We start from the raw sequence: 25,411 nt of genomic DNA on the forward strand, positions 1-25,411 counted from the left end.
CAAAGAAGATAAATTTAAGGCATCGGATATCTAAATCGTTTTTTTCGTATTTCCACTACCCCAGCCTTAGTCAATTTAATGCTAGAGTATTTTCCATTGGAATCTCTAATAAATTCAAGGGTTCTATTATCATCATCCGATCTGAAGAATTTATTATCTGATTCCGGAAATAGCTCAATATCGAAATCATTATAATAGAGCTTTCCATTATTTTCAAGAATTTTAACATCTTCATAATTTCCTTTAAAGAGCTTGTAGAGTGATACATTGTTTTTAACCTTCTGATGATAATATGGAAGTTCAACATCTTTACCAAAGCATATTGCTGCTAATCCGTATGCAAACATATAAGCTGGAGATTGATTATTAGAAAGAACAATGACAAGCAAATCATCATCTGTAAAACGGTTGAGGGAAGTCATAGCTCCAAAAAAGCCTCCATCATGAGCAATCAATTGATGTCCTTGACGATAGAAAGGATTGATCAGAAATCCGTATCCAAAGTTTTGTTCATTATATGAAGTAAACATAATTTGCCGCATTTTTTCACTTAAAATCGCTACCCCATATAAAGCTCTATCCCATTTTGAAAGATCATCAGCCGTTGAATAGACACCATCATGTCCAATATTAAATGACCAATTGATATATGGGTTTTTGTTATAACTTCTCTCCTTTTTGATATACCTGTCAGCCATATTCGCTATCACTTCCTCATTGGTCATAACACCAGTATCATTCATTTTCAGTGGATCAAAGATATTTTCTTTTAAATATATTGAATAGCTTTTGCCACTTACTTTTTCTATAATACGTGCCAGAAGGTAATAACCAATATTACTATATTCAGCCTGCTTTCCCGGCGTAAATAAAAGTTCTTTGTGAGCAATGTAACTCAATACATTATCTTGGGTTAAAGAAACCTGGTTAAGGTAGAGTTCATCAAAATCCATTGCAAGCCCTGACATGTGAGAAAGCATCATGTGAAGTGTAATTTGATCACCTTTTGGAAAACCTGGAAAATATTTATTTAGTGTATCGTCAACTGATAAAAGTTTACGCTCTGCCAATTGAAGAATTGCTACAGCAGTAAACTGTTTGCTTACAGAAGCCAAGCTGAATTTTGTATCAGCAGTTGTTTTTATTTTCCATTCATAATTTGCATAACCATAAGCCTCCCGCAATAGCACAGAATCTTTTCTGACAATCAGAACGGTACCACTAAATCCATTCACATCTGCCTGGGCCTGCATATAATTTGATAATTTTTCAGAGAGGCTCTTCCGATTCTCTGTTATATTCACATTCTTCTCAACCTTTTTGATTTGTGAAAAGCCTTTGAAAGAGAGTAAGCTAATTCCTAAAAGAAATAATAATTTTGAGTTTCTCATACATAGTAGGTGTTGAACATAGGATTTTCTAATCAGAGGTACGTTCTATTTTTGAGTGGGCTTTGGCTGTTATTCAATAAGTCATTTGCAATCTGTACCATTCCATTATTACTGCCTCCACCCCATATTGCTCTTCCAAAAATATAACTCGTTGTATATTCTTTCCAGGTGCTGCAATATTTTTTCAATTCCTTGTGAGATTTTGCTAAATATTCTATCAGCTCCTTTTCAGAAATATAACCTAATTCGTGGCAGCAGCGTGCTAAAAACACACTTCTTCCATAATTCCAGCCGCTATCTTTTATTTTTTTTAACTGAGTAAAATCTGTGATAACTTTCTGCTCAATTAATTCAGGAACAACATTTTTCAATGTTCTGAACAGATTCAGGTAATATTCAAAAACGTCCTCTTCATTGGGAAGATTTGATCTTAAAATATCAACATAGTTTTCTGAGTTTTCAAATGCTTTATATACAATATCAAGATTTTCATCTTGATTTCTGTCATGCAAACTCTGGAGGATTTCTATAGCCTGATCTTGATCTGATATTCCCCAATATGTTTCAACTAAATTTGTAATATCAGATTTGTTCAACCCCGTTTCATAAGAATTCAAGTATGCCGACTGTTGTTCGGCATACATTGAACCTACCAGCAAATGATCCAATAAATAGCCATTTACTCTATTTCTATCATTTAATCGTATGCTTTTAAATGAATTTAAAAATTTTGATAAAAGCCCCATGCTATTATTAAGACGTTTTTAAATTAGGAAATCTGTCTTGTAAAATTGCTACCAATTTTTCGCCGACTACCTGATATTTTGCTCTTGTTTTCAATTGTTTTTTCAGGTTGAGCATATCTTCAGGATCTACCCTATAATTAAGTCTATCATGAATTTCAAGAGATAATGAACTTCCGTCTATATCAAAAGTGATAACATGTGTTTTGGGTAAATATTCTTCTGATGATTTGGCATAAACACCCAATTGCGATTTCAGGATACCTCCATATTGAAGTGTGGCTTTTTCAATTCTAAAATTATCAAATACAATGTGTTCATCTAATTCACCAACTGTATCGGTACTAAAAAAATGCAAATCATTTCCACTTAAAACCCAGAAAGAATCTGTTTCAATCCGTCTAAGCTTTACCCCTATTGCGGATAATGCTACATTTTTTAGTCCGTCAGTTACAAGTTCCTGCATCTTATTGGTTGTTGACTGGGGAACAGATGCAGAAGTAAAAGCATCAATCCGCTTCCCTCTCATCCACTCTGTTATTTTTGGAAAATCCTGCGCTAAAAGCTCTTGCTTATACTGGTTATATTTAGTTCTTTCAGAATCTAAATCAATTTCTGATTTTGCAGTTTTGTGTTTTTTATTCATGATAATCATGAAAGCTATCCCTGCAATTATTACTACGACTGGAATTAAAAATAATGGATTCATATTTTATTTGGTTTAAGTTTTTTAATATTTAAATAGTTGTTGGATTTACTTTTTTAGGCTTGTCTTTAGAAAAAATCCCATAGAGAATAAGTCCGATAATCAATACTATTATGAATTTTCCTCCATATTGAGTGTAAAGCCCAAGTTGCAAAACATCTTCTTTATTCAGTTTATTTTCATTTATAATCTGATCTAGCTGTTCATTAGTTAATTCGAAATATTCGTCACTTTCTTTTTTTGCTAAGACCAATTTGGGTTCCTGCGTTATCCAGACCGGAATGACCCAGGCAATATTATATTCCTGGTGCATTCTTGCCAAATCCAGGTATTCTTTTGAGTCTTTACTTACAGCATACTTCTCAGTGTTCGGTAAATCTGCTATTATTTCTATTTTATCAACCTTTCCAAATGGAATTTTCGCCTTTGCTGAAATAAGATTTGTTGCTAGGATTGAAACAAAAGATAGTAAGAGAATTTTTTTATCATATTTTGATATTTGATTTTGGCTCATATCAGCTGTAAGACAATATTTTTGAATATTGCAACACTTACATATCTGAATATTAATGAGCTGCGATTAATTTATGGATTTAATTTATGGATAGAAAGCACTGTTGCGTTATCCTCTTATTGTGAATACACAAACAGGACATGAAAATGGAAAATACCGGTCAGTAATTTTTTCATGGGAAAACTGTATTTATTTTTTAGTTATTTGAACTTCTGTTTTCATGGAATCTCTTGTTAAGACAACAGAATTTATCTTTCCATTGCTGAAATCAAATTTTAGTGCATTTGGATAATCTACAATTTTAAAAGTTCCATCTTTCAGATACAGTAATTCGTTAGCATTTTTTCCTTTAAAATATCCTAAAAATAGAGATTCAACATAGAGCCTGTTATTCTTTTCTACAATTTTTGTTTCCGCTCCCTGTCCATAAAGAAAATCGTTATACGTCCCGACAAGTTGTTTTTTTAAGCTCAAAGGAAGTTCCTGAGTGTTTTCATTGGATATTTTCTTATTCCAATCCATTAATGTCAGAAGCTTTATGCGGGCTTCATTTATCACCGGAATACGATTAGGCTTTTCGCCATTCGCAAGAATTACAAAACCATTACCGTCTTCCATAGTAGCCAAAATACTTCCCCCAACTCCAGTATTGGAACCATTACACATAAACCAATCATAGTTGTTATAAGCAACAGACTTTTGCCAGCCGTAGCCCCAACCACCAACAGCATCTTTCAAAGCTGTTACTTCCGTTACTTTTTTGGCAACCTGATGAGAAATCACTTTGTTATTTTTATTGCGTAAAGCATTTTGTATCTCAATAGAAAGCTTAGCTAGATCTGTAGGGGTAGACCATACTCCTGATGCTCCAATCTGTGGCGTAATGGGCAAACCTGTTTTTATAACTTTTCCATCCTTATCGTGAACAGAAGCTACATTTGCTGGAAACCCTTTTTCATTAGGCTGCATCATGGTGGTATTCGTCAAGCCAAGAGGTGCAAAAAGATGTTCTTTCGCCAGTTCTGTAATAGATTTATTCAAAGTATCCTCTAATGCCATTTGGATAATTACATAACCTCCACCGCTATATTCAAAACCAGTTCCCGGCGTAAACAGGAATTCAATTTCCTTATCATACCTTGGGATCTGCCCTAAAAGACTTTGTTTTATAGTTGGAATAACATCTCCATTGTAATAATCTGAGAATCCACCTTGGTTTGTACCCGAAGTATGATTAAAAAATTGTCTCCAGGTTGGGCTATTATTTTCAGTAAACTTACTTTTTGGCAAATGCCAGCGTTTTAAGTACTTATCGATTGGCTCATCCAGATTAATTAATCCTTTTTCTTCAAGGATATGGCAAAGAAGTGCTGTTATTGGTTTTGTGATTGATGCTGTGGAAAAAGCAGTGTTTACATCTAATTTGTCTTTAGAATCCATAGATTTCACACCTATCTGGCTTGAGTATACAATCTTATAATTTTCAAAAACGACAAGGCTAAAGCCAGGTAGCTTATACTTTTCTAACTGCTTATCAATATGTAAACTGTCTGTAAGAAAGCTATAATCTTTTTTTGAGGTTACTGCATTATTCCTTGTTTGGCAACTCAACATGATGAGTGTAACAATGAGTAAATAAAGTGTATTTTTCATGGTATGATCTTCTTTTAGGTTAAGGGTTTTTACTGCAATTCTGTTCTATGCAATTTTTATCGGTCGTTTAAGATTTTATGGTAGGAAAAAGTGAGATCCAAAAGATACTTTCACATTCTTTAGCCCAACCATTTTTGTTTGTGGCCTGTCTATTTCAAGACTGTATCATAAATTTTATTCAACAGATCCTGTCTCATTTTTGAGTTTCTCTGGTCAAGAAGGATGATAATACCCCACTTTTTATTTCTGTTGTAGCAGATGATGGAAGACTGTCCCATAGAATCTCCTGATTTCATATAAATTGTATTTTTGTCATCAGTTACGATATTCAGTCCTAATCCCATTTCTCTTTTTTCATCTTTATACGTGATTTTTTCCGTGATGATAGCAGCTTTACCTACTGTTGTTTCTTTATTCAGTACTGCTTTTAAATATGTTACCATATCGGAAGCATTAGATTTTACTAATCCAGCAGATGCGGTAATGTTCCATTTGAAAAATTCCTGAATGCCACCATTGGGATTGTGAGCCGTGGTTATATTTTTTACATTAAAGTCCTTAGTTAACGTATGGGTCATATGTAACGGCTTTATTATTTTAGCTCTGATAATTTCATCATAGCTCTTACCATACACTTTCTCCAATATTTGCCCCAGTAAAGTATATCCAATCGTAGAATAACGATATTTACCATAATCTTTCAGTTCACTGCAATTATTGATTATAGCAGCCAATGTTTCTGCAGTCACGCTATTTACAGGCTGCTGCGGATCCTGTTCTATCAATTTCGCAAAATCGATATCAGGTAAACCAGACTGATGTGATGCCAGATCCGAAATTTTAATTTTGTTCCTAAGATTCTGCTGTAATACATATTCTTTAGGGAGGAATCCGTCTACATAATCATCTAACTTTATTTTATGATCCAAAACTGCCTGGGCAATTAAATTTGAAGTCATAATTTTAGTGATTGATGCAATTTCGAATATCGAGTTTTTATTAATTTTTGTTTGGCTTTCTGCATTCAAATTACCATAGGCTGTATAATATTCTTCATTGCTATTGATAAAGCCAACACTAATTCCTACCTCAGGATTTTTTTATAATTATCGCTTATGATGGAATCAATCTTTTTGGTCATGTTTTGTCCAAAAGAAAAACTGCTTATAAATAATAGTCCTGCTAAAAGTTTTAATGAAGTTTTCATTGTATCGTTTTTTTTATGTTAAAAATTATTTCGATACAAAGATGTGAGAGAAAACAAAATTATGCGACCGAATAAAAGTATTCAATCACATTTATGCAAAAAAATAAGTACGAATCCTTACAGAAAAGAGTACGAGTAATTACAAACTACTGATTTTTAAATCCTTACGATAGCTAGTTGGTGTATTACCCGTGTGTTTTTTAAAAGCGGTATTAAAAGAAGATTTTGAATTAAAACCGACTTCATACAGAATTTCAAGAATAGTTACCTTACTTTTTGAAGCATCTTTTAAAATTTCCATGGCATTTTCTATACGATAAGTATTCACAAAATCGTAAAAATGTTGCCCTATTTGATGATTGATTAAAAGAGATAAATCCCGCACTGGAATTTCAATATCACTGGAAACATCCTGAATGGTGAGCGAAGAGTTAAGGTAAGGTTTTTTCTCAACCATGTATTTTTTTAATTTCAAAAGTTCTTCCTTGTATTCGCTTTCATCTATGGTTGATTGTTCACAGCTTTTCTCTTCTGAAACAAGCTCAGAAACAAGCTTTAGTTTTGAATCAATATTTCTAAAAAGATCTGGATTATTTAATGCTTTGAAGAGATACCAACAAAAGATAAAGAGAGAAGATACTAAAAGTCCGATCTTGATCCATTCTGAAATGTGTGGATAATCAGAAAATTTTAAAATATTTTTTAAAAGAGCTACCGTATATAAAATGGTCAATACAATGGTAAACTGGAATAGCCAATTATAGGAACTGATGTTTTTCCCCGCATAGTTTTCAAGATACAGTTTCTTTGATTTTCTTAGTACTCTAAAAACAGCAATGATGTATAAAACGATCTGAAGATGGATTAAAATATGAATGAACTGGAACTCTATCATATTTTGACGATTCTGAATAAAACTCATTTTCGATGCGTCATCTACAGTATAAAAACGTGGCAGTAAAACCAAATTAACAATTAAAAATGGGAGCAGATGTAGTAAATATTTTGGCTTTAACTTAAAATCAGAGTAACAGACTGATATTATATAGAGATAAAAAACAGGAATTTGCAGGAAAGCGAATGTGGTCCTAAACATTCCCAGGTTAGACGGGCCATCAGCCATCATGTTAAATAAAGGCTCACTAATATCTATTGCATTTAACAGTAGAAAAACAGCAAACAGAGAATTACTTGTTTTGTACTTTGTTTTAAGTGTAATCAGGAAAAATGCCAGAAACAGTGAAATGAATAAAGAGACTATATTTACAATAATTAATAAATTGATTTTATCCATTCCTTACTCTTCTTTGTATATGGTTATTTTATTTTTAAATTTTTATTGAAACTCCAGCAGTCTTTTAAGATCCAAAACGTGCAAATATAAAAATTAGATTGACTTTACTTTAGTTTTTTTTAATCAAAAATATATTCCAGCATGTCTATCGAGCGGGGTACTGCTTTTCAAAGACTTTTATTTAATTTTATAACACACATTTCCAAATGGTTATTACATATATTCAGTCAATCATTTTAATCTGTAATGCTCCGGCGTTATTAAAATACGAAGAACAGTTTGGTGACAGTTCAGCGAAAATTGATGTTCTGATGAAGCAAATCGAAAACAAATCTTCTCAACTAACAAACTTAATAATTGTACTTTTACAAATCTGTTATCCGAAGAAATTATGACAACACTTTTTATAAAAAATATGGTCTGCAACCGTTGTATAATGGTGGTTCAAAATGAATTGGATAAGCTTGATTTGTCTGCAATAAGCATAAAGCTTGGCGAAGTGGTTTTTGAAAAAGAGCCGACTATCGAAGAGAAGCAGAATTTAGCAGAAGCCTTATCAGTATTGGGTTTTGAAATGATTGATGATAAAAAAAGCAGGATGATAGAGCAAATCAAAAATGTTATTATTGATTTAGTACATCATAAGGATAATGACGCAAAAACCAATCTATCTGATATCTTGAGTGAAAAACTCAACCACGACTACAATTATCTTTCTAATCTATTTTCTGAGGTTGAGAGTACCACAATAGAAAAATATTTTATCGCCCAGAAGATTGAAAGAGTAAAAGAATTATTGGTTTATGATGAACTGTCATTGAGTGAAATCGCGTTTCAGCTTAATTATTCGAGTGTTGCCTACCTCAGCAATCAATTCAAAAAAACTACCGGATTGACACCAAGTCATTTCAAACAAATAAAGGAAGACAAACGCAAACCATTAGACGAAGTATAAAATGACAAAAGCATCTGTTTGCATAAATATCCTAATACTGTTGCTATTGTTATCTTGTAAGCAATCTGAAAAAGATGTTGTAATAGAATATTATCAAAAAGGAAAGCTAAATGGCGCTGTATTGTTGGCAAAAAACAACGTTATTATTTGTGATACTATTTTAGGATACAGTGACTTCGACCGCAAAATCCTCTTTCAAAAACAAACCTCGTTTTATATCGCTTCCTTGGCCAAGCCTATTACGGCGATTGGCATCATGTTATTGCAACAAAACAACCTTTTAAATTACAATGACAGTGCGGGTAAGTACATTCAAGAACTACCGGAATATGCAAAAAATGTTACCATCAAGCAACTGCTTACACATACATCCGGAATTAAAGATTATGAAGGTATTTTAGACGATAAAAATTTGACAAATGAGCAGGTATTGAATTGGTTAAATACACAGTCAACCTTAAATTTTACACCGGGAAGCAAATATGAATACAGCAATAGTGGTTATATTATTTTAGCCAAAATTATTGAAACGATATCGGGTAAACCGCTTGACCTGTTTTTAAAGGAAAATATTTTTCAACCCCTAAAAATGGAGCGTACTTTTGTTTTTAAGGAAACAACGGTTCAGACTGTACCTAAAGCCATTGGGTTTGATAAAGACAAGTATCTTGATGACTATAGGCAATTAACAACCGGAGACGGAGGGGTTTATTCTACAGTTGAAGATTTGTACAAATTAGACAAAGCTTTAAGAGAAGGCGTATTAATTAACAAAGCAAATACTGAATTAATGTACCAACAGCCGATATTAAGCAATGGAAATAGTGGCGAATATGGTTTTGGCTGGTTTATATCAAAAAGCCCGGAAAGAATTGCCATGCACACAGGTGGATTAAATGGGTTTAGAAGTTTATTTTGGAGAGACCTAGAGAATGATATTACTTTAATTGTTTTGACCAATCAAGGAGATGCATTTTCTGTTAATGATTTTCTGGATGAGATGAGGGAAACTATGAAGAAATAAGGGCATTGTTAATGAGAATTTTTCAAAAACCCCCTTTATTATCAGCTCTTTGCGTTGCTTAACCAAAAATCAATTTAAATGATTACTCAATGCACAACAATATAAAATTTCATACTATTATTTAAAATGTCTTGGGTTTGCCTAAATTTCATGAAGAAAAAGAATAATTATTAGTCTATCAATACAGCTGAAGTATAAAGACAATACAATTCCCAACCTAAAGTTTCATATAGTGATTTGCCTTCTTCTGTTGCCACCAAAAAATTTTTGAAAACTCCTTTTGATAAAGCAATATTCTCTAATTCTTTCATCAAAAAAGTTGCAAGACCTTTTCTTTTATGGTTATTTTCAGTTTTTATTCTGTCGTAAACTGCTAAATCAGCCACAATAATAACCCGACCTTCTGAGGCTAGTTCATCATTTTTCGTAACAATTCTAACAATTACAGTTGAGTTATAATTTTCAAACTCTAATTTATACTCCTTATCTAATTGGGTACTTAAAATATCCATTTTATGAAAACAACACATCATATAACCTTGGGGTTGAATTTTCCATTTATCTGAAACTTTGCCCTCAATTTCCTTTGTTGAAGCACAGACCTTTAGAAAAACCCATGGCTCATCAATTTCTTTTGATAATTGGATAAAATCTTCGTTAAGTTCTGTAAAAACATAACGGCTTTTCTGATTTTCGAAACCAACATCAACTTTAAAGCCTGACTTGTACTGCATTGGTAACGATAATTTTCTAGACAAAGACCAGGCTGTAAGCCATTTCGCAATGATATCTTTAGAAATCGGATTTCCCATTTAAAATAAAAATTAAAAAAGCTAAAATATAAAAACTTCCGACAACAAGGATAACCGTTTCACAACTCTCATTTCAGAATAATTCTCAAAATAATTTATAAAAAAACAACCTCTTTTAAAGTGATTTAAGAAAACTTCAACCGCAAACCATTAAGCCAGTTTAGTAAATATTACAAATCAATTCCATAATTCCACAATAATTATTCTCAGTATTGTCGCCAATTTTGTATTGCAAATAAAGCAATAGAAATTATGGCTACAAATAACAATAGAGAAACCGTTTACATTCCTTTAGAAGATGTAGAAAGCGAACATTGTGCATTAATCGTTGAAAAAGGATTGGCAAAGGTTGATGGTGTTGAAACCCAGAAAGTAGAAATCAACAACCGCAGAGCAGCCATTACCGTTAAAGATACTGAAACAGTTGGCAAAGCCGTTGCAGCTATTAAAGACTTGGGTTATGGTATTCCAACCGTAAAAAATTCTTTCCCGGTTTTGGGGATGACTTGTGCGTCTTGTGCAGGCAGTGCAGAAAGTATCGTAAAGTATGAACCAGGTGTGATTGACGCTTCTGTCAACTATGCGACAGGAAATCTAACCGTTGAGTATCTTCCCAATATGACAGACGCCACCAAACTACAAGAAGCCGTTCAGGGCGTTGGTTATGACCTGCTCATCGTTGAAGAAGCAAAGCAACAGCAGTCCCTGGAGACCATCCATGTCGAAAAATTCAAGAAGTTAAAAAACAAAACTATTTGGGCGGTTATATTGTCATTACCCGTTGTAACCATCGGTATGTTTTTTATGGATATGCCCTATGGTAACGAAATTATGTGGTTCTTTTCCACCCCCGTGGTACTTTGGCTGGGTAAAGATTTCTTCATCAATGCATGGAAACAGGCCAAACACCGTTCTGCCAATATGGACACTTTGGTCGCTTTGAGTACAGGAATTGCGTATCTATTCAGCGTATTTAATATGCTTTTTATGGATTTCTGGCACCAGAGAGGACTGCATGCACACGTCTATTTTGAAGCGGCTGCAGTGGTCATCGCCTTTATCCTTTTAGGTAAATTATTGGAAGAAAAAGCCAAAGGAAACACCTCTACTGCCATTAAAAAACTGATGGGCTTGCAACCTAAAACGGTAATGGTAATAGCACCGGACGGAAGCGAAAAACAAACCGCTATTGAAGCCGTAAATGTAGATGATATAATCCTGGTAAAACCCGGCGAAAAAATTGCGGTCGACGGAATGGTTACTTCCGGTAATTCGTATGTAGACGAAAGTATGCTGAGCGGCGAACCCGTTCCAGTACTAAAAACAGAAAACGAAAAAGTATTTGCCGGAACCATTAATCAAAAAGGAAGTTTTCAATTTAAAGCGGTGAAAGTGGGCAAGGAAACCATGCTTGCGCAAATCATTAAAATGGTGCAGGACGCACAAGGCAGTAAAGCTCCCGTTCAAAAATTGGTGGATAAAATTGCAGGAATTTTCGTTCCGGTGGTGATTAGTATTGCCATTCTTACTTTTGTTTTGTGGATTATTTTAGGTGGCGAAAATGGTTTGGTGCAAGGATTATTAGCAGCCGTTACGGTATTGGTAATTGCTTGCCCTTGTGCATTGGGACTGGCTACACCAACGGCAATTATGGTCGGAGTTGGTAAAGGTGCAGAAAATGGTATTTTAATTAAAGATGCCGAAAGCCTTGAATTAGCCAAGAAAGTGAATGCAATTGTTTTGGATAAAACCGGAACAATAACGCAAGGAAGACCTGAAGTAACAAGCATTCAATGGCTGAACAATGATAATACAACAAAAACTATTTTACTGAGCATCGAAAAACAATCAGAGCATCCATTAGCTGAAGCCGTAGTGAAACATTTGGAAGGCGTTGCTACCACACCTTTATCCAACTTCGACAGTATCACGGGTAAAGGTGCTAAAGCAGAACACGATAACGAAACCTATTTTGTAGGAAACAAAAAACTCTTGGTTGAAAACAATATTGTGATTGCAGAACAATTGCAAAATCAGGCCGATGAATGGGGTAAACAGTCTAAAACGGTCATTTGGTTTGCAAACAGCAAAGAGGCACTTTCTGTTATCGCTATATCCGATAAAATCAAAGAAACATCGGTTCAAGCAATTAAAGAAATGCAAGAAATGGGCATCGAATTATATATGTTAACCGGCGACAATGAAACCACAGCTAAAGCAATTGCCGAGCAAACAGGTATCCTGCATTACAAAGCCGAAGTATTGCCACAGCATAAAGCCGATTTTGTAAAAGAATTGCAGCAACAAGGCAAAGTAGTAGCCATGGTAGGCGACGGTATTAATGACAGTACCGCCCTGGCAACAGCTGATGTGAGTATTGCAATGGGAAAAGGAAGTGATATCGCCATGGATGTAGCCAAAATGACCATCATCTCATCAGACCTTACCAAGATACCGCAGGCAATACGTTTATCAAAACAAACGGTGGCAACCATTAAGCAAAACCTCTTTTGGGCGTTTATTTACAACCTGATAGGCATTCCCTTAGCTGCGGGAATATTGTACCCAATCAACGGTTTCTTGTTAAACCCAATGATAGCCGGAGCTGCAATGGCTTTGAGTAGCGTAAGTGTGGTGAGCAATAGTTTGAGATTGAAGTGGGAAAAATAAAATGTGGGATTTTGTGAAGTGGCGAGAATAGAAGTTTAAATATTCAGTTTTGTACAAAAGTTCAATCCCAAAACTTCGGGATTGAACTTTTGCGTTTCGTCCTGCTATTGCAAAACCCATGTTGGTGGCAGTTATTCAATTTTTGTCAAATGTTTTCGGAATTATATTTTTGTCCGTTTCGCCACAAAATGTCCAAGAAATAATGTACCAGCGATTATTTTCAAAAATCAATTGAATGCTATTTATTCCTCTTCTTTCAACTTTACCATTCTTTTCTAATCTCGTTTCATATGTACTCCAAACGTGTGCAATATTACCAAAAACTCTAACTTCGCGATTAACTTCGTTTTCGTAAAAGGCTGTTTTAAAAACCATTTCATCAGTTTTTTTATGAAATTCTTGCAAGGTCATACTTACTTGTTCTTGTTTTTCTCTGTCAAAATAAGAATAAACTGCTTTTTGATGGTGCAAATAATTATCTCTTTCCCATTGTCTTTTTGCACCTTTTTCGCCTGAAACAACTTCATAACTTGCTTTCATTAATGCGTCAATTGTTTTTACATCATTTGCAAATGATTTGTTCTGTGCTTTTAAATTTGCTGTTGTCATAAATACCATTGTTGTTAAGTAAAATAAAATTTGTTTCATCTTTTTTTACAAAGCAACTCAGATAATTTTTTCCTAAAAAATAAGTTATTTACTTCATTTAAGTTTTTATGTCATTTGTCAAATTTCTTATTTAGAGTAGTAATTTGTCAATACTATTTAATAGACAATCTTTGTAGCTTTTTGCAATTGTGATTTTATGTTCACCAATTATTAAATGATTATCTTCTATATAGTCCACATTTTTCAAATTCACGATGTTAGAATTATGAACCCTCATAAATTCATCAGGCAATTTGTCAATCAGGTGTTTTAAGGTTTTGTAGTAAACATACTTTTTGTTGTTTTTAACAAATATTTCAACATAATTTCCCAATCCTTTTATAAATAAAATGTCCTCAAAACTTAATTTGATTAATTTTTTGTCAGTTTTTATAAAAGTGAAATTTTGTTGATTTATCATTTTGGTCAGTCTGTTAAAATTGCCAAACGGCGATTGCTCGTTGTTATTCTATCGAGATATCTTTACTTTTAGTTACTTTCGGAATATAAATAAGGTAATCATAACCCTTTATAACTCTCGATAAGTAAATATCATCTACTTTTAGCTTGTTTTGTAGAATAGATTTCTTTAAAGGTCTTAAATCAAAACAGTACCATTGATCGTCTTTTGCCACATTTAGAAAAGATTTAAAACTAATATCATCATCTTTGTCTCCTTTTCCAATGAGCATTATATGTAATGATTTCCTAAAATTTGCTTCTTCGATATTAGAGATTAAGCTGCCAATATCGTATATATCGGTTTTTGTTAAGATGGTTTCACCTCTTGGTACATGAACTGCACCAAATTTGAAAAGATTTTTTTTGTTTTTCCAATCGGACATTTGGGTTAGCAAGATATTTTTCAGCAGTTGAATCCTTAAAGGATGATTTCTATTAACATAAATCTCTCTGCTTAACTTTAAGTCTTCAATTTGTTTTCGCTCTTTTTCAGAAAGTTTTAACTTCAATAACGAATCTATTTTTTGAAGGCAATCTTCGGATAATAGGTAGTATTTTTCCAAACCCTCTTTAGATGCAACTAGTTTGGAATTATGAAGCATTTGCTCATAGATCTCAATCACTTTTTTATTTTTCGAAGTTTCTTTTAAAGTTGAAATTATCATTTGATCTGCAAAAATGCTAATTTGTTCGGCACCATACACTTTGGTATTATGTTTAACTAAATTCTTAAACAAAGCAAATTCAGGTTCATACTCCAAAAAAGAAAAGTTTGTACTGTATTCTTTAACAAATAAATTAAGTTGTTCAGGAGATAGAGATTTAATTTTTGTTTCGATTATATCTACTGAATAAGGATCAACTTCAAGAAAATAGTTGTCAAAATGAACCTCATTGGTAACAGCATTTGTAAAATAAGGAATTTCATTTGTAAAATGAGTTTCTCCCAACAAAACAGAATTAGATTGTTTTATTTCGTTTAGTAAAACATCCCATCCTTTTCCTTGAAATGAAATGTTTTTATCAATTTGGAAAGGAAAACCATTCTTTTGAACTAAACTGTCAAGTAATATATTTTGAGCATAGTTAAAATTTGTAATGAATAATGTAAGAAGTAAGAATATTGTTTTTTTCATTTTGTATTATTATAGTAAAGTATAACGTTTCGCCAGTAACCGTCAGTCGAGGATCAAAGCGGATTGACTTCTCTCTGTGATTGCGGTTACAAGCTATTAGGCAATGTATTTTTTATTCTACTGTTTTGATAAGTGCTTCAATTGTTGATTTTTTTTGATTTAATATTATCAGCTGGCTTTTGTCTTCTAATAGTATTTTATAACTAAAATCTTTGTCAGCTTCAAAATTCCAATTTTTCAGTTGAGCAAATTTCTTTTTTATAAGGCTTAGTTTTTCTTTATTATTTTTTGAAACAATAATTACCTTTGTCAAAGGTGTCTTTCGCATTTTTTCTATGCTGTTTTCGGTAATTTCTGTGTCATTATCTTCACTTGAACGATACCAAAATATTTTTCTAATTGAATTAAAGTCATCTTGATTTTCTGAAATCACGTACCTGTAAGCCATAACATTTTCAAGTTCATTTATCCAATTCGGAAAATTTCCGTCATAAATTTTAATGTAATTATCAATGAAACTTCTATCCATCGGCTTCTTTTGGGAAATATAATCTGTTACTAAAGGATAGATTTTTCGTGCCAATAAATCAATATATTGATGGTAATACCAATCGTTTGAGTCAATTTTCCCATCTAATTTTTCATAAACGTATCCATTACCTAATGCTGTTGCTAAAACTTCATTCAAAATTTGATATGAATAATTGCTGTTTTTTGATTTGTTTTCTTTGAAATATTTGTCAATATCATTTTTCACCCCAAGAGGTTGTTCGTCATAAATGATGTGAAATGTTTCGTGAAGCATAACACTAAATAAGTTCTTATAATCTTTCAGATTAGTTTGAATGGCACTGATAAAATTATTGTAAAATGCTTGTGCTGTAAAACTTTGAGAATTTGGTAAAGGGTAAAATGCGATTTCAAAAGGAATAGAATTGTTCCAAGTGGAATTATAAAACAACAAACCTGTTTCAAAAAAATCTTCAATTTTATGCTCTTTTGAATATTTTGAAATTTCAACTAGTTGTTTCTCAAATTGTATTTTGTTTGGATTATAAATTAATTCATTATAAATTGGCGTAAATGTTGAAATCATTTCTGTCAGGTCGCTCAAAGTTTTGTTAGGAACGATACCAATAGAACGAAGTTTAAAATCATTTAATGTAGTTGTTTCTATTAGATTTTTTTTCAAAATATCTCTTGTTTGCATTGGGATTTTTGAACCATATGGAAATTCGTCAAAAGCATAACTATAGTCGATGGTTAATTTGTCAAACTTTGAGAGGATATTTTTATAATGTTCCGTATTGTATTTAGATTTTTGAAATTCAGTTTTGAAAACATTTCCACGGTAATTTTCAGAAATATTTTGCATAAAAACAAAAACAGCCAATTGTTCGGAATATTTGATGTTAAATTTTACATTCTGTCCGAATGCAAATGTAGTCAATAATAAAAGTGTCAGTAAAATTTTATACTTCATTATTTCTGTCTATTACGGGTTTTTGGCAATATCGCCTAACGTTTTTCGGCTTGGCGATGTGGCGAATTTTTAACACAAAGGTTCAATAGAATTCCTACCATTGAGCCTTGCAGTTTCTCCCCACCATTACCAAACCCCTTTATCTGCCGAATTTCATTACGCTACAAATCTAACGTTTTGATTTCAGTCTGCTTAATGTTTCTTGTGAAATATTGAGATAAGTCGCTACGATTTTGTTTGGCAAACGTTGAACGATCTTTGGGTTTATGTCCAACAATTTTTTATATCGTTCCGTTGCATTTAATTGATGATGCAAAATTGTCCAAACAAAAAAACATAAAGATTGATATAGGTCAAAAAGTGGATGGTGTCAAAAATAAACCACTTCTAAATTCCTGTCCCAACGCCAAATACCATCACGCCAATCAGTAAATATCACAAATCAAATAAGGAATAGCGTAAAAAATAAGCGCAGAACAGTGCGGAACTTTGTAGTACAAAAATTTATTTAAAATGAAAAATGTAGAATTGAGCATTCCCAGTATGCAAAGTGCACATTGCCAAGCAAGAGTAAATGGCGCAATCGTAGCTATTGAAGGTATAAAAGTAGAAAAATTAGAGGCTGGAAAATTATTCGTTTCTGTCGAAAGTGACAAAATAAAAGAAGCATTGGTCGAAACTATTGAAAAAGCTGGCTACAAAGTAGAAGGTGATGATAGTGAAAAAGATCCAAGCCCTTCTAGCGGATGCTGTACGAACTAAAAGCTTAATTTAAGGGATGCCGTACCAACAATAAGTTGCATCCCTTAAATTTTAAATACACAATGATCTTGCTGAAAAATTTAATCTCAATCTTTAAAGCAGGAAATGATACAAGGAAATTCAAGACCTAACGAATCAGAAATAAGGCACACAATTTAACCTATGAAACTATTAATTAAAGGAATGGTATGCAACAGGTGCATCTATTTTCTGTCGGAAGAATTTCCTAAGCTCGGTTTGGAAATTTCCGAAATACGCTTAGGGGTGGTAATTCTAAAAGAAACGGATGAAATTACTGTTGAAGAAGACATCATCAAAGCCATGCTCCAAAAGAACGGATTCGATTTGTTATACAGTAAAGATAAAAAGATAATCGAATTGATTAAAACTGCAGTTGAAAAAGGGATTGATCAACAACTGCATACTGGCAAGCCTGTTAAATTTTCGGCATTTATCAGCAATGAACTGTATAAAGAATATGATTCGCTGAGTGCCTTATTTTCATCTTTAGAAGGACTAACGCTCGAAAAATTCATTATCTCAAAGAAGATAGAGAAAGTAATAGAGCTTTTAGTCTATACAGACCAATCGCTGTCTGATATTGCTTATGCCTTAGGTTACAGCAGTCTGGCGTACCTATCCAATCAGTTGAAAAAATACACGGGTTTTACCTCTTCCCACTATAAAAAGATTAGACGTGATAAGCTGGCTATTACAACAGAAATAATCACATGAAAAATTGCCAGTAACACCTAAAATTCTTTGTAGTCCGATTTCCTGAAACTACCGGAACACAAATCAACTTGCCAATCCCTGTTCACCAAAAGGAACAGGGATTCTTTTTTATAAGTACTTTAATAACAATACTATACTACTTAAAAGCCGTAAATAGCAAGGCGTAAATTTCACAACTCTTACCCGTAATAATATCAAAAATACGGCAACTTCCACCAATACCTTTGTCCTTTAAAATTAATCGTTTGTTACATCATTAAGCACAGCAACATGTTATACAAAATCATTAAACACAAGATCATGTTATACAATTCTACAAGACTAAGGTTAGGAATTTTAATTCCGTTAATGGGCATCTTATTGATTGCCTGTGAGAACAAGTCAGAAAAAACGTCGAAAAAAACGGCAACCACTAACGCAGATGCCAGCAAATTGCCGGTAGATATTATCATTGCTCAGGAAAAATTGCTCAATCATGAAGAAGCTATTGTGGGTACGATGATGTCTAATAGAGAAGTATCCATCGTCAGCGAAATTCCTCAAAAGATAACTAAAGTTGCCTTTAAAGATGGCGGTTACGTTACCCAAGGCGCTGTATTGTACACATTGAATGACGCCGATATCAAATCCCGTTTAAAACAGGTTGGTGCGGAACTGGAGTTGGCAAAACTCAACAAAGAGCGGATGAGTAACCTCTTGAAAACTGAAACCGTAAGACAGCAGGAATATGATGAAGCTTTTACACGTTTCCGTTCCTTAGTTGCACAGCAGGATTTGCTTCGTGTCGAACTTGCCAAAACGGTAATCCGAGCGCCATTTTCAGGAAAAATCGGGATTTCAAAAGTACATCTTGGTGCTTATGTTACGCCTGGTGCAGTACTGGTAATGTTGCAAGACCAAAGCAACATCAAAATCAATTTCTCTGTTCCGGAAAAATACCTGCCTTTAATAAAAATGGGAGATAAAGTACGGTTTACTTCCGAGTTATCTGGCGAGGAGTATGTAGCAACCATCAATGCCACCGAACCGGGACTTGATGCTCAAGGCAGAAGCTTGCAGGTGCAGGCATTAGCAAATAATACGGGTGGTCAGTTTAGGCCAGGACTTTCAGCAAAAGTATATTTCAATGCTACCGATAAAGGTGCAAAAGGAATATTGGTTCCAACCGAAGCGCTGGCTCCCGGCGCAAAAGGTTACACTGTTTTCATCATTAAAAATGGCGTAGCAAAACCTGCGGAAGTGACCATTAGTAAAAGGACAGAAACAGATGCGGTCATTACCTCTGGCATTGCCACCGGCGATAGCATTATTGTTTCAAATATGTTGCGCTTAGGAGATGGAATGCCTGTAAAAGCTGTCGTGTCTAAATAATTCATTTCAAATCTTAGCATTATGAGTATATCATCTTTAAGTATAAAAAAACCGGTGTTAGCCGGGGTATTTTCACTCCTGCTTATTATTTTGGGAATAGTAGGATGGAAACAATTAGGCGTTCGCGAATTTCCCTTAACAGAACCGCCCGTTATTTCGGTCATTACGTTCTATCCCGGTGCAAGCCCAGATGTGATTGCATCTAAGCTTACCCGGCCAATGGAAGAATCTATTGCCGAAGCAAACGGAATACGTACCATTTCTTCTGAATCCAGGGAACAGGTAAGTATTATCTCGGTAGAGTTTAACCGTGAAGTGGATTTGGAAGATGCATTGAATGATGTGAGGGACAAAGTGGCCAAATCCCGTAAACAACTTCCTGGCGATGTAGATCCGCCAATTGTGCAAAAGGCGTCTTCACCAGACAATCTGGTAGCATTCCTTGAGGTAGAAAGTGACACCAAAGACATCAAAGAAGTAAGTCACCTCGCCTCTACTGTCATCAAAGACAAAATGCAATCAATCCCCGGAATTAGCAATGTAGCAATTGTAGGCGAACACAAATACGCCATGCGCCTTCGCTTTGACCCCGCAAAACTTGCCGCTTATCAATTGACTCCTGCAGACATTCGCAAAGCCTTAACGAGGGAAAATATTGATTTGCCTGCTGGTCGGATAGAAGGAAGCAACAGCGAGTTAAGCATCCGTACAATGGGCCGCCTTACTTCGGTAAATGATTTTGAAGAAATGCTCATCAAGCAAGTGGGCAGTTCGGTAATTCGTCTTAAAGACATTGGCTCAGCCGAATTGGGCGAAGAAAACGAACGCACCGCCATCATCAACGAAACTGGCGGGTTAAACCGTATCGGAATTGGTGTTGCCATTCAAATTCAAAGGGGTGCAAATGCCATTGAAGTGGTAGATGAATTTTACAAGCGCTTAGAACAATTGCGCAAGGAAGTTCCGTCTGAATACCGTTTGATTGTTGGTTTCGACTATACCAGTTCTGTACGCGAATCTATCAAAGAGGTAGAAGAAACCCTGTTCATAGCTTTCGGATTGGTAGTATTGATTATTTTTCTATTTCTGAGGGATTGGCGCTCAACCATCATTCCTGTATTGGCTATTCCGGTATCCATCATTTCCGCATTTTTCATCATGTATGTGGCTGGTTTTTCCATCAATATTTTAACGCTGTTGGGATTAGTGCTTGCCATCGGACTGGTGGTAGATGATGCCATCGTTGTACTTGAAAATATTTATAAAAAGATAGAAGAAGGGATGACGCCCATACAGGCTGCGTTTAAAGGTTCCAAAGAAATTTATTTTGCCGTTATCTCCACTACCATTACGTTGGCGGCAGTTTTTCTTCCTATTGTTTTCATGGGTGGAATTAGTGGACAGCTTTTCAAGGAATTCGCAATCGTAGTATCGGGTTCGGTGCTGATTTCGGCTTTGGTGGCTTTGACATTGACACCGATGTTGAGTGCTTATTTTCTAAAGAAAAAGCAAAACCGAGTTGGTTTTATCGGGTTACTGAGCCGTTTTTCGTGCGTTTAAATAATGGCTATGCCCGTTTGCTTACCGCATTTATGAAAGCCAGATGGTTAGCCTGGGTATTTTTGGTCGGAACTACTGCACTCATCTATTTTGTAGGAAAAGGACTTCCATCAGAATTAGCGCCTGTTGAAGACCGTTCAAACATGAACCTCATCGCTGTTGCCCCAGAAGGTGTTTCGTTCGATTATATGAAAAAGCACATGACCGAAGTCGGGAAATATGTGAACGACTCCACCGATGGGCTGTATCAAACCTATTCAATGGTCGCTATTTCTTTTATTCCCGCTCCAGCACCCGTGAATGTAGCGGTGCAAAGTATCTATCTCAAAGACCCTAAAGAAAGAAAGCACAGCGTTCAGGATTTGTATAACCAATATGGCGCTGCATCTGGGCAATTCAGAGGATTTCTTCTGTTTCCTTATCTGCCACCAACTATTGGAAGCCGATATGGTGGTGGTATGCCGATACAGTTTGTATTGCAGTCGCAAAACCTCGACAGTCTGACAGCGGTGCTTCCAAAGTTCCTAGCTGCGGCACGACAAAGCAAAAAACTGATGTTTATAGATGCCGATTTAAAGATTAATAAACCCGAAGTAAAAATAAATATCGACCGTCAGAAAGCCGCCTTAATGGGTGTGTCTATGGAAGAAGTAGCGCACACTTTACAACTCTCCTTCTCCGGGCAGCGTTACGGATATTTCTTACGCAACGACCGTCAATATGAAGTAATCGGGCAATTAGATAAAGCACATAGAAATGATAAAAGTGACTTGAGTGCAATCTACGTCCGTTCGGCAACAGGCGAAATGATACCATTGAGCAATCTGATTACAACCGAAGAAGCCGTAAGTCCTGCCGCTATTTACCGATACGACCAATACACTTCTGCCACCGTATCGGCAGCCATGGCACCAGGAGTGAGCCTTGCCGAAGGCATACAGGAAATCGAAAAAATAAAAAAAGAAGTTTTGGGTGAAACGTTTAAAGCATCTTTAGCTGGTCAGTCTAGAGATTATACAGAGAGCCAGGGCAATATCACCTTTACGCTTATTCTGGCACTGGTACTTATTTATATGATTTTGGCCGCACAGTTTGGCAACTTACGTGACCCATTGACCATTATGCTTACCGTGCCGATGGCTATAACCGGTGCTATTCTCAGTCTTTCGTGGTTTGGTCAAAGTTTAAATGTGTTCAGCCAAATTGGGATAATTACCCTGATTGGGTTAATAACCAAAAACGGTATCCTTATCGTTGAATTTGCTAACCACCTTAAAAACACTGGACTTTCAAAACGGGAAGCAGCCATACAGGCAGCCGAGCAACGTTTCCGTCCTATTTTGATGACCTCTTTGGCGATGATATTCGGAGCATTACCTATTGCCCTTACGGTTAACAGCCGTCAGTCTTTAGGGATTGTGATTGTAGGTGGATTAGCCTTCTCCGGAATACTAACCTTGTTCATCATCCCAGCAGTTTATTCTTATTTATCAAGCAAAAAAGCGGAGAGAGTAATTGTAGAAGAAGATACAGAGGAAGAAAACAGACCGGCAGAAGTAGTATGATTTTAAATCTCAAAAAAGAAAAAAATGAAAAAGAATATCTCATATATAGTTACGATGCTGCTCTTTATTAGCAGCGTAAATATATTGTATGCACAGAAAAAAACGCTGTCCCTTACCGATGCATTGGAAATGGCGAAGCAGGGAAACAAGGCATTGCAGGTGCAAGTTTTGGAAGAAATTAACGCCAAAGAAAAAACCCGTGAAACCAAAGGTGCCTTACTGCCAACTATTTCGGCAAACCTCGGCTATTCCTATTATTTCGACAGGCAGGTTATATTTATGCCGGGTTCGTTTGCAGGCACCAATAAGCCGGTGCAGGACATCGCCGTTGGCGGAAAAAATATCTATAATGGGTTTGTATCACTCTATCAACCCATTTTTTCACCAGCTGCAAATCAGTTAACAAAGGCTTCAAAAATCAATGAAAAAATAGAAATTGAAAAGACCGCCGACCTGAAAAGTCAGGTTGCCCTTCAGGTTTCAACCCGCTATCTGGATATATTGATGATGAACAGCCAATTGGGTTTACTAGACCAAAGTCTGCAACGCAATATCAAGGCATTGCAAGATTCGCGAGCCTTATTGGCGCAAGGAAAAGGCTTAAAAGCGGATACGCTAAGGAGCTTTATTGCCGTAGAAAATTTAAAATCTTCTATTTCTTATTTAAAAAACAATATTGAGGTTTCGGGTATTGAATTAAAAAGATTGATTGGATTGGATGATGTATCTGCATTAGAATTGACCGATGACCTTGAGCTGGGTATTGAAGCCAACAAAAGCGAGTTTTACCAAGTTGATGAGGCATTCAAAATTGCGGAAACCAATAGAAAAGATTTGAACATTCAAAAATTGTCTATTGACCTTCAGCAAAAAAAATTAAAAGCCACGCAAGCCATGTTGTTGCCGCAGCTCTCTCTGGTTGGGCAATATCAGGTACAGGCACAGGCAGATGATATGAAGTTTGGGGAATATTCTTTACCAAGAACTTCCTTTCTGGGTTTGCAATTGACCGTACCAATTTTTAACGGATATCGTACCAAATCTCAAATCAGTCAGGCAAAAATTAAAACAGAGCAAGAAGATATACGGTTAAACGATTTAAAAGACAAGGTTAAAACGGAACTGGCCACCATTATAAGCAAATGGAAAGAAGCCAATACCCAAATGGACATTCAGGAAACCACCGTACAATCGGCGGAACTGAACCACCACATGATGGAAGACCGTTTCAAAAACGGCTTAGGTTCAAGGCTAGAGTTGACAGATGCAGAATTGGCATTGACACAAGCCAAGATTAACTATCTGAATGCTGTATATAACCTGCGAATGCTCCACGTAGAACTGCAAAATGCACTTGGGCTGTTAAATCTCTAATTACTCATCAATAATTTAAAATGGATGGAATAAACAATTTGCTCAAAGAAATTTCAATCAGTAAATCTTACAAATCAAACCCCAAAAACCGCAAAAGAAATCGTGTTATTTGGCTCAACTTTGTATCAATAAATAATTTAAAATAAATAAAAATGGAAAATACGAATTTACAATTCAAGACAAATATCAATTGCAGCAGCTGCGTAGCAAAAGTAACCCCTTTCTTAAATGATGCCGAAGGTATCGGACAATGGGAAGTGGACACTGCGAATAGAGAAAAAATCCTCACCTTGAAATCTGAAGGAATTACTGAACAAAAAGTGATAGAAGCAGTTCAAAAAGCAGGTTTCAAAATTGAACCCATAAAATAGTTTAAAAAGATGAAAAAGGTAATCAATACATTGTTGGGCGTAACGGTTTGCTTAGTTACTTTATCGGCCTGTAACAATGTGGAAAATAAAAAAAATAAAGATATGACAACTCACGAGCACACAGACAAAGAAAGCGTTTACGCTTGCCCGATGCACCCGGAAGTAACCGGAAAACAAGGAGAAAAATGCACTAAATGTGGAATGGATTTGAAAGCAGTTAATGCTGAAAATACAGTTGCGTATGAGGTGCAGTTAACTACTTCTCCACAAAATGTGGAAGCTGGAAAACCAACTCAATTGACACTTGCTGTTAAGCAAAACGAAAAAATAGTACCACTTGATATTTCACACGAGATGAAATTACATTTAATGGTGGTAAGTGAAGATTTAAACTGGTTTCGCCACATCCATCCGGAAGAGCAGAAAGACGATGCGTATGCGATTACGGAAACATTCCCGACTGGTGGAAAGTATCTGCTGTTTTCTGATTTTAAACCGAGCGGTGGTGAACAAACTTTGAACAAGCAGGAAATTGATGTGCAGGGAAAAAGCAACCCGGTTAATAATGATATTTCGACTAAGTATATCTCAAAAGTTGATGGATTTACCGCAACCCTTCTTAATGGAAGCGACTTTAAAACCAACAAAACACAGCACCTGGAAATTTCCATCGAAAAAGACGGAAAGAAATTAATCGAAAAGGATTTGCAGCAATATTTAGGCGCTTCTGCCCATATCGTAATGATTGGCAAAGTTGGCAAAGAATTTCTGCATATTCATCCGGTATCAGACAGCCGTTTTCCAGTTTTTGCACAGACACAAATCGAAAAGGCTGGAATTTACAGAATGTGGGCACAGTTTAAAATAGATGGAAAAGTGCATACAGCAGATTTTACAGTTGATGTTACCGAAGGAAAAAAAGGCGAAAACGAAGAAAAGTCGCATGCACATCAACACTAAAAAGTTTAATTTTGG

At 35.1% G+C, this 25,411-nt stretch carries 22 protein-coding genes and 2 pseudogenes; 11 read left to right on the forward strand and 13 right to left on the reverse strand.

Annotated elements, in window-relative coordinates:
- Window positions 1-14 precede the first annotated feature (14 nt).
- The 7 genes from EAG08_RS03960 to EAG08_RS03990 form a co-directional block, all read right to left on the reverse strand.
- Window positions 15-1,391, reverse strand: a complete 1,377-nt coding sequence (locus EAG08_RS03960) for a serine hydrolase domain-containing protein (protein ID WP_129534325.1) — start codon at window positions 1,389-1,391, stop codon at window positions 15-17.
- Between the two features lie 32 nt (window positions 1,392-1,423).
- Window positions 1,424-2,137, reverse strand: coding sequence for a DUF1266 domain-containing protein (locus EAG08_RS03965; RefSeq protein WP_129534326.1), 714 nt, complete (start codon window positions 2,135-2,137; stop codon window positions 1,424-1,426).
- 7 nt (window positions 2,138-2,144) lie between these two features.
- Window positions 2,145-2,843 (reverse strand): hypothetical protein, encoded by a 699-nt coding sequence (locus EAG08_RS03970; protein WP_129534327.1) that lies wholly within the window; start codon window positions 2,841-2,843, stop codon window positions 2,145-2,147.
- A 28-nt stretch (window positions 2,844-2,871) separates the two neighbouring features.
- The gene (locus tag EAG08_RS03975) at window positions 2,872-3,354 is read right to left on the reverse strand and encodes a hypothetical protein (protein ID WP_129534328.1); all 483 of its coding nucleotides are present in this window, start codon (window positions 3,352-3,354) and stop codon (window positions 2,872-2,874) included.
- Window positions 3,355-3,543: 189 nt separating this feature from the next.
- Complete coding sequence (locus EAG08_RS03980) at window positions 3,544-5,007, reverse strand: serine hydrolase domain-containing protein (RefSeq protein ID WP_129534329.1); 1,464 nt, start codon at window positions 5,005-5,007, stop codon at window positions 3,544-3,546.
- Window positions 5,008-5,156: 149 nt separating this feature from the next.
- A complete protein-coding gene (locus tag EAG08_RS03985; protein ID WP_262696796.1) occupies window positions 5,157-6,035 on the reverse strand; it encodes a serine hydrolase domain-containing protein in 879 nt (292 codons plus the stop codon).
- Between the two features lie 318 nt (window positions 6,036-6,353).
- Entirely contained in the window at window positions 6,354-7,109 is a 756-nt protein-coding gene (locus tag EAG08_RS03990; protein WP_228446760.1) for a helix-turn-helix domain-containing protein, read from the reverse strand.
- A 605-nt stretch (window positions 7,110-7,714) separates the two neighbouring features.
- Here EAG08_RS03990 and EAG08_RS03995 point away from each other — a divergent pair.
- The 3 genes from EAG08_RS03995 to EAG08_RS04005 are packed head-to-tail and all read left to right on the forward strand — an operon-like array spanning window position 7,715 to window position 9,487.
- Entirely contained in the window at window positions 7,715-7,903 is a 189-nt protein-coding gene (locus tag EAG08_RS03995) for a hypothetical protein (protein ID WP_129534331.1), read from the forward strand.
- On the forward strand, window positions 7,900-8,463 hold the full coding sequence (locus EAG08_RS04000) for a helix-turn-helix domain-containing protein (protein ID WP_129534332.1): 564 nt from the start codon (window positions 7,900-7,902) through the stop codon (window positions 8,461-8,463). Before EAG08_RS03995 ends, EAG08_RS04000 begins: the two co-directional genes overlap by 4 nt.
- Before the next feature lies 1 nt (window position 8,464).
- Window positions 8,465-9,487: a serine hydrolase domain-containing protein gene (locus EAG08_RS04005; RefSeq protein ID WP_129534333.1), complete on the forward strand. Its 1,023-nt coding sequence runs from the start codon at window positions 8,465-8,467 to the stop codon at window positions 9,485-9,487.
- 170 nt (window positions 9,488-9,657) lie between these two features.
- On the opposite strand, the gene EAG08_RS04010 is transcribed toward EAG08_RS04005, so the two are convergent.
- On the reverse strand, window positions 9,658-10,299 hold the full coding sequence (locus EAG08_RS04010) for a GNAT family N-acetyltransferase (protein WP_129534334.1): 642 nt from the start codon (window positions 10,297-10,299) through the stop codon (window positions 9,658-9,660).
- Between the two features lie 252 nt (window positions 10,300-10,551).
- Here EAG08_RS04010 and EAG08_RS04015 point away from each other — a divergent pair, with 252 nt between their 5' ends.
- Entirely contained in the window at window positions 10,552-12,969 is a 2,418-nt protein-coding gene (locus EAG08_RS04015; protein ID WP_129534335.1) for a heavy metal translocating P-type ATPase, read from the forward strand.
- Window positions 12,970-13,104: 135 nt separating this feature from the next.
- On the opposite strand, the gene EAG08_RS04020 is transcribed toward EAG08_RS04015, so the two are convergent.
- The 5 genes and pseudogenes from EAG08_RS04020 to EAG08_RS21815 form a co-directional block, all read right to left on the reverse strand.
- Complete coding sequence (locus tag EAG08_RS04020; RefSeq protein ID WP_228446761.1) at window positions 13,105-13,617, reverse strand: hypothetical protein; 513 nt, start codon at window positions 13,615-13,617, stop codon at window positions 13,105-13,107.
- 91 nt (window positions 13,618-13,708) lie between these two features.
- The gene (locus EAG08_RS04025) at window positions 13,709-14,038 is read right to left on the reverse strand and encodes a LytR/AlgR family response regulator transcription factor (protein ID WP_185145178.1); all 330 of its coding nucleotides are present in this window, start codon (window positions 14,036-14,038) and stop codon (window positions 13,709-13,711) included.
- A 43-nt stretch (window positions 14,039-14,081) separates the two neighbouring features.
- On the reverse strand, window positions 14,082-15,215 hold the full coding sequence (locus tag EAG08_RS04030) for a hypothetical protein (protein WP_129534336.1): 1,134 nt from the start codon (window positions 15,213-15,215) through the stop codon (window positions 14,082-14,084).
- A 112-nt stretch (window positions 15,216-15,327) separates the two neighbouring features.
- On the reverse strand, window positions 15,328-16,698 hold the full coding sequence (locus EAG08_RS04035) for a hypothetical protein (RefSeq protein ID WP_129534337.1): 1,371 nt from the start codon (window positions 16,696-16,698) through the stop codon (window positions 15,328-15,330).
- A gap of 169 nt (window positions 16,699-16,867) precedes the next feature.
- Window positions 16,868-17,002 (reverse strand): annotated as a pseudogene (locus EAG08_RS21815) (Crp/Fnr family transcriptional regulator); the annotation flags it as partial.
- Between the two features lie 209 nt (window positions 17,003-17,211).
- Between EAG08_RS21815 and EAG08_RS04045 the strand changes: the two are divergent.
- From EAG08_RS04045 to EAG08_RS04075, 7 genes and pseudogenes are all read left to right on the forward strand, one after another.
- Window positions 17,212-17,460, forward strand: a complete 249-nt coding sequence (locus EAG08_RS04045; RefSeq protein ID WP_129534338.1) for a heavy-metal-associated domain-containing protein — start codon at window positions 17,212-17,214, stop codon at window positions 17,458-17,460.
- Between the two features lie 162 nt (window positions 17,461-17,622).
- The gene (locus EAG08_RS04050; protein WP_129534339.1) at window positions 17,623-18,195 is read left to right on the forward strand and encodes a helix-turn-helix domain-containing protein; all 573 of its coding nucleotides are present in this window, start codon (window positions 17,623-17,625) and stop codon (window positions 18,193-18,195) included.
- Window positions 18,196-18,495: 300 nt separating this feature from the next.
- Window positions 18,496-19,566: an efflux RND transporter periplasmic adaptor subunit gene (locus EAG08_RS04055; protein ID WP_129534340.1), complete on the forward strand. Its 1,071-nt coding sequence runs from the start codon at window positions 18,496-18,498 to the stop codon at window positions 19,564-19,566.
- 21 nt (window positions 19,567-19,587) lie between these two features.
- A pseudogene (locus EAG08_RS04060) lies at window positions 19,588-22,691 on the forward strand (efflux RND transporter permease subunit).
- A 24-nt stretch (window positions 22,692-22,715) separates the two neighbouring features.
- Entirely contained in the window at window positions 22,716-24,065 is a 1,350-nt protein-coding gene (locus EAG08_RS04065; protein WP_129534341.1) for a TolC family protein, read from the forward strand.
- A 152-nt stretch (window positions 24,066-24,217) separates the two neighbouring features.
- Window positions 24,218-24,436, forward strand: coding sequence for a heavy-metal-associated domain-containing protein (locus tag EAG08_RS04070; protein WP_129534342.1), 219 nt, complete (start codon window positions 24,218-24,220; stop codon window positions 24,434-24,436).
- A 9-nt stretch (window positions 24,437-24,445) separates the two neighbouring features.
- Complete coding sequence (locus EAG08_RS04075; protein WP_228446762.1) at window positions 24,446-25,396, forward strand: heavy metal-binding domain-containing protein; 951 nt, start codon at window positions 24,446-24,448, stop codon at window positions 25,394-25,396.
- Window positions 25,397-25,411: the final 15 nt, after the last annotated feature.

The sequence above is a fragment of the Chryseobacterium sp. 3008163 genome, assembly GCF_003669035.1.
Taxonomy (GTDB): domain Bacteria; phylum Bacteroidota; class Bacteroidia; order Flavobacteriales; family Weeksellaceae; genus Chryseobacterium.

Excerpts from the sequence above, each read along its gene's own strand:
- EAG08_RS03970 (WP_129534327.1), bottom strand. The coding sequence starts at position 2,843 with ATGAATCCATTATTTTTAATTCCAGTCGTAGTAATAATTGCAGGGATA.
- EAG08_RS03975 (WP_129534328.1), bottom strand. The coding sequence starts at position 3,354 with ATGAGCCAAAATCAAATATCAAAATATGATAAAAAAATTCTCTTACTA.
- EAG08_RS04075 (WP_228446762.1), top strand. The coding sequence starts at position 24,446 with ATGAAAAAGGTAATCAATACATTGTTGGGCGTAACGGTTTGCTTAGTT.
- EAG08_RS03990 (WP_228446760.1), bottom strand. The coding sequence starts at position 7,109 with ATGATAGAGTTCCAGTTCATTCATATTTTAATCCATCTTCAGATCGTT.
- EAG08_RS03965 (WP_129534326.1), bottom strand. The coding sequence starts at position 2,137 with ATGGGGCTTTTATCAAAATTTTTAAATTCATTTAAAAGCATACGATTA.
- EAG08_RS04025 (WP_185145178.1), bottom strand. The coding sequence starts at position 14,038 with ATGATAAATCAACAAAATTTCACTTTTATAAAAACTGACAAAAAATTA.
- EAG08_RS04020 (WP_228446761.1), bottom strand. The coding sequence starts at position 13,617 with ATGAAACAAATTTTATTTTACTTAACAACAATGGTATTTATGACAACA.
- EAG08_RS04015 (WP_129534335.1), top strand. The coding sequence starts at position 10,552 with ATGGCTACAAATAACAATAGAGAAACCGTTTACATTCCTTTAGAAGAT.
- EAG08_RS03980 (WP_129534329.1), bottom strand. The coding sequence starts at position 5,007 with ATGAAAAATACACTTTATTTACTCATTGTTACACTCATCATGTTGAGT.
- EAG08_RS03960 (WP_129534325.1), bottom strand. The coding sequence starts at position 1,391 with ATGAGAAACTCAAAATTATTATTTCTTTTAGGAATTAGCTTACTCTCT.
- EAG08_RS04065 (WP_129534341.1), top strand. The coding sequence starts at position 22,716 with ATGAAAAAGAATATCTCATATATAGTTACGATGCTGCTCTTTATTAGC.
- EAG08_RS03995 (WP_129534331.1), top strand. The coding sequence starts at position 7,715 with ATGGTTATTACATATATTCAGTCAATCATTTTAATCTGTAATGCTCCG.
- EAG08_RS04000 (WP_129534332.1), top strand. The coding sequence starts at position 7,900 with ATGACAACACTTTTTATAAAAAATATGGTCTGCAACCGTTGTATAATG.
- EAG08_RS04035 (WP_129534337.1), bottom strand. The coding sequence starts at position 16,698 with ATGAAGTATAAAATTTTACTGACACTTTTATTATTGACTACATTTGCA.
- EAG08_RS04055 (WP_129534340.1), top strand. The coding sequence starts at position 18,496 with ATGTTATACAATTCTACAAGACTAAGGTTAGGAATTTTAATTCCGTTA.
- EAG08_RS04050 (WP_129534339.1), top strand. The coding sequence starts at position 17,623 with ATGAAACTATTAATTAAAGGAATGGTATGCAACAGGTGCATCTATTTT.
- EAG08_RS04030 (WP_129534336.1), bottom strand. The coding sequence starts at position 15,215 with ATGAAAAAAACAATATTCTTACTTCTTACATTATTCATTACAAATTTT.
- EAG08_RS04005 (WP_129534333.1), top strand. The coding sequence starts at position 8,465 with ATGACAAAAGCATCTGTTTGCATAAATATCCTAATACTGTTGCTATTG.
- EAG08_RS04045 (WP_129534338.1), top strand. The coding sequence starts at position 17,212 with ATGAAAAATGTAGAATTGAGCATTCCCAGTATGCAAAGTGCACATTGC.
- EAG08_RS04070 (WP_129534342.1), top strand. The coding sequence starts at position 24,218 with ATGGAAAATACGAATTTACAATTCAAGACAAATATCAATTGCAGCAGC.
- EAG08_RS04010 (WP_129534334.1), bottom strand. The coding sequence starts at position 10,299 with ATGGGAAATCCGATTTCTAAAGATATCATTGCGAAATGGCTTACAGCC.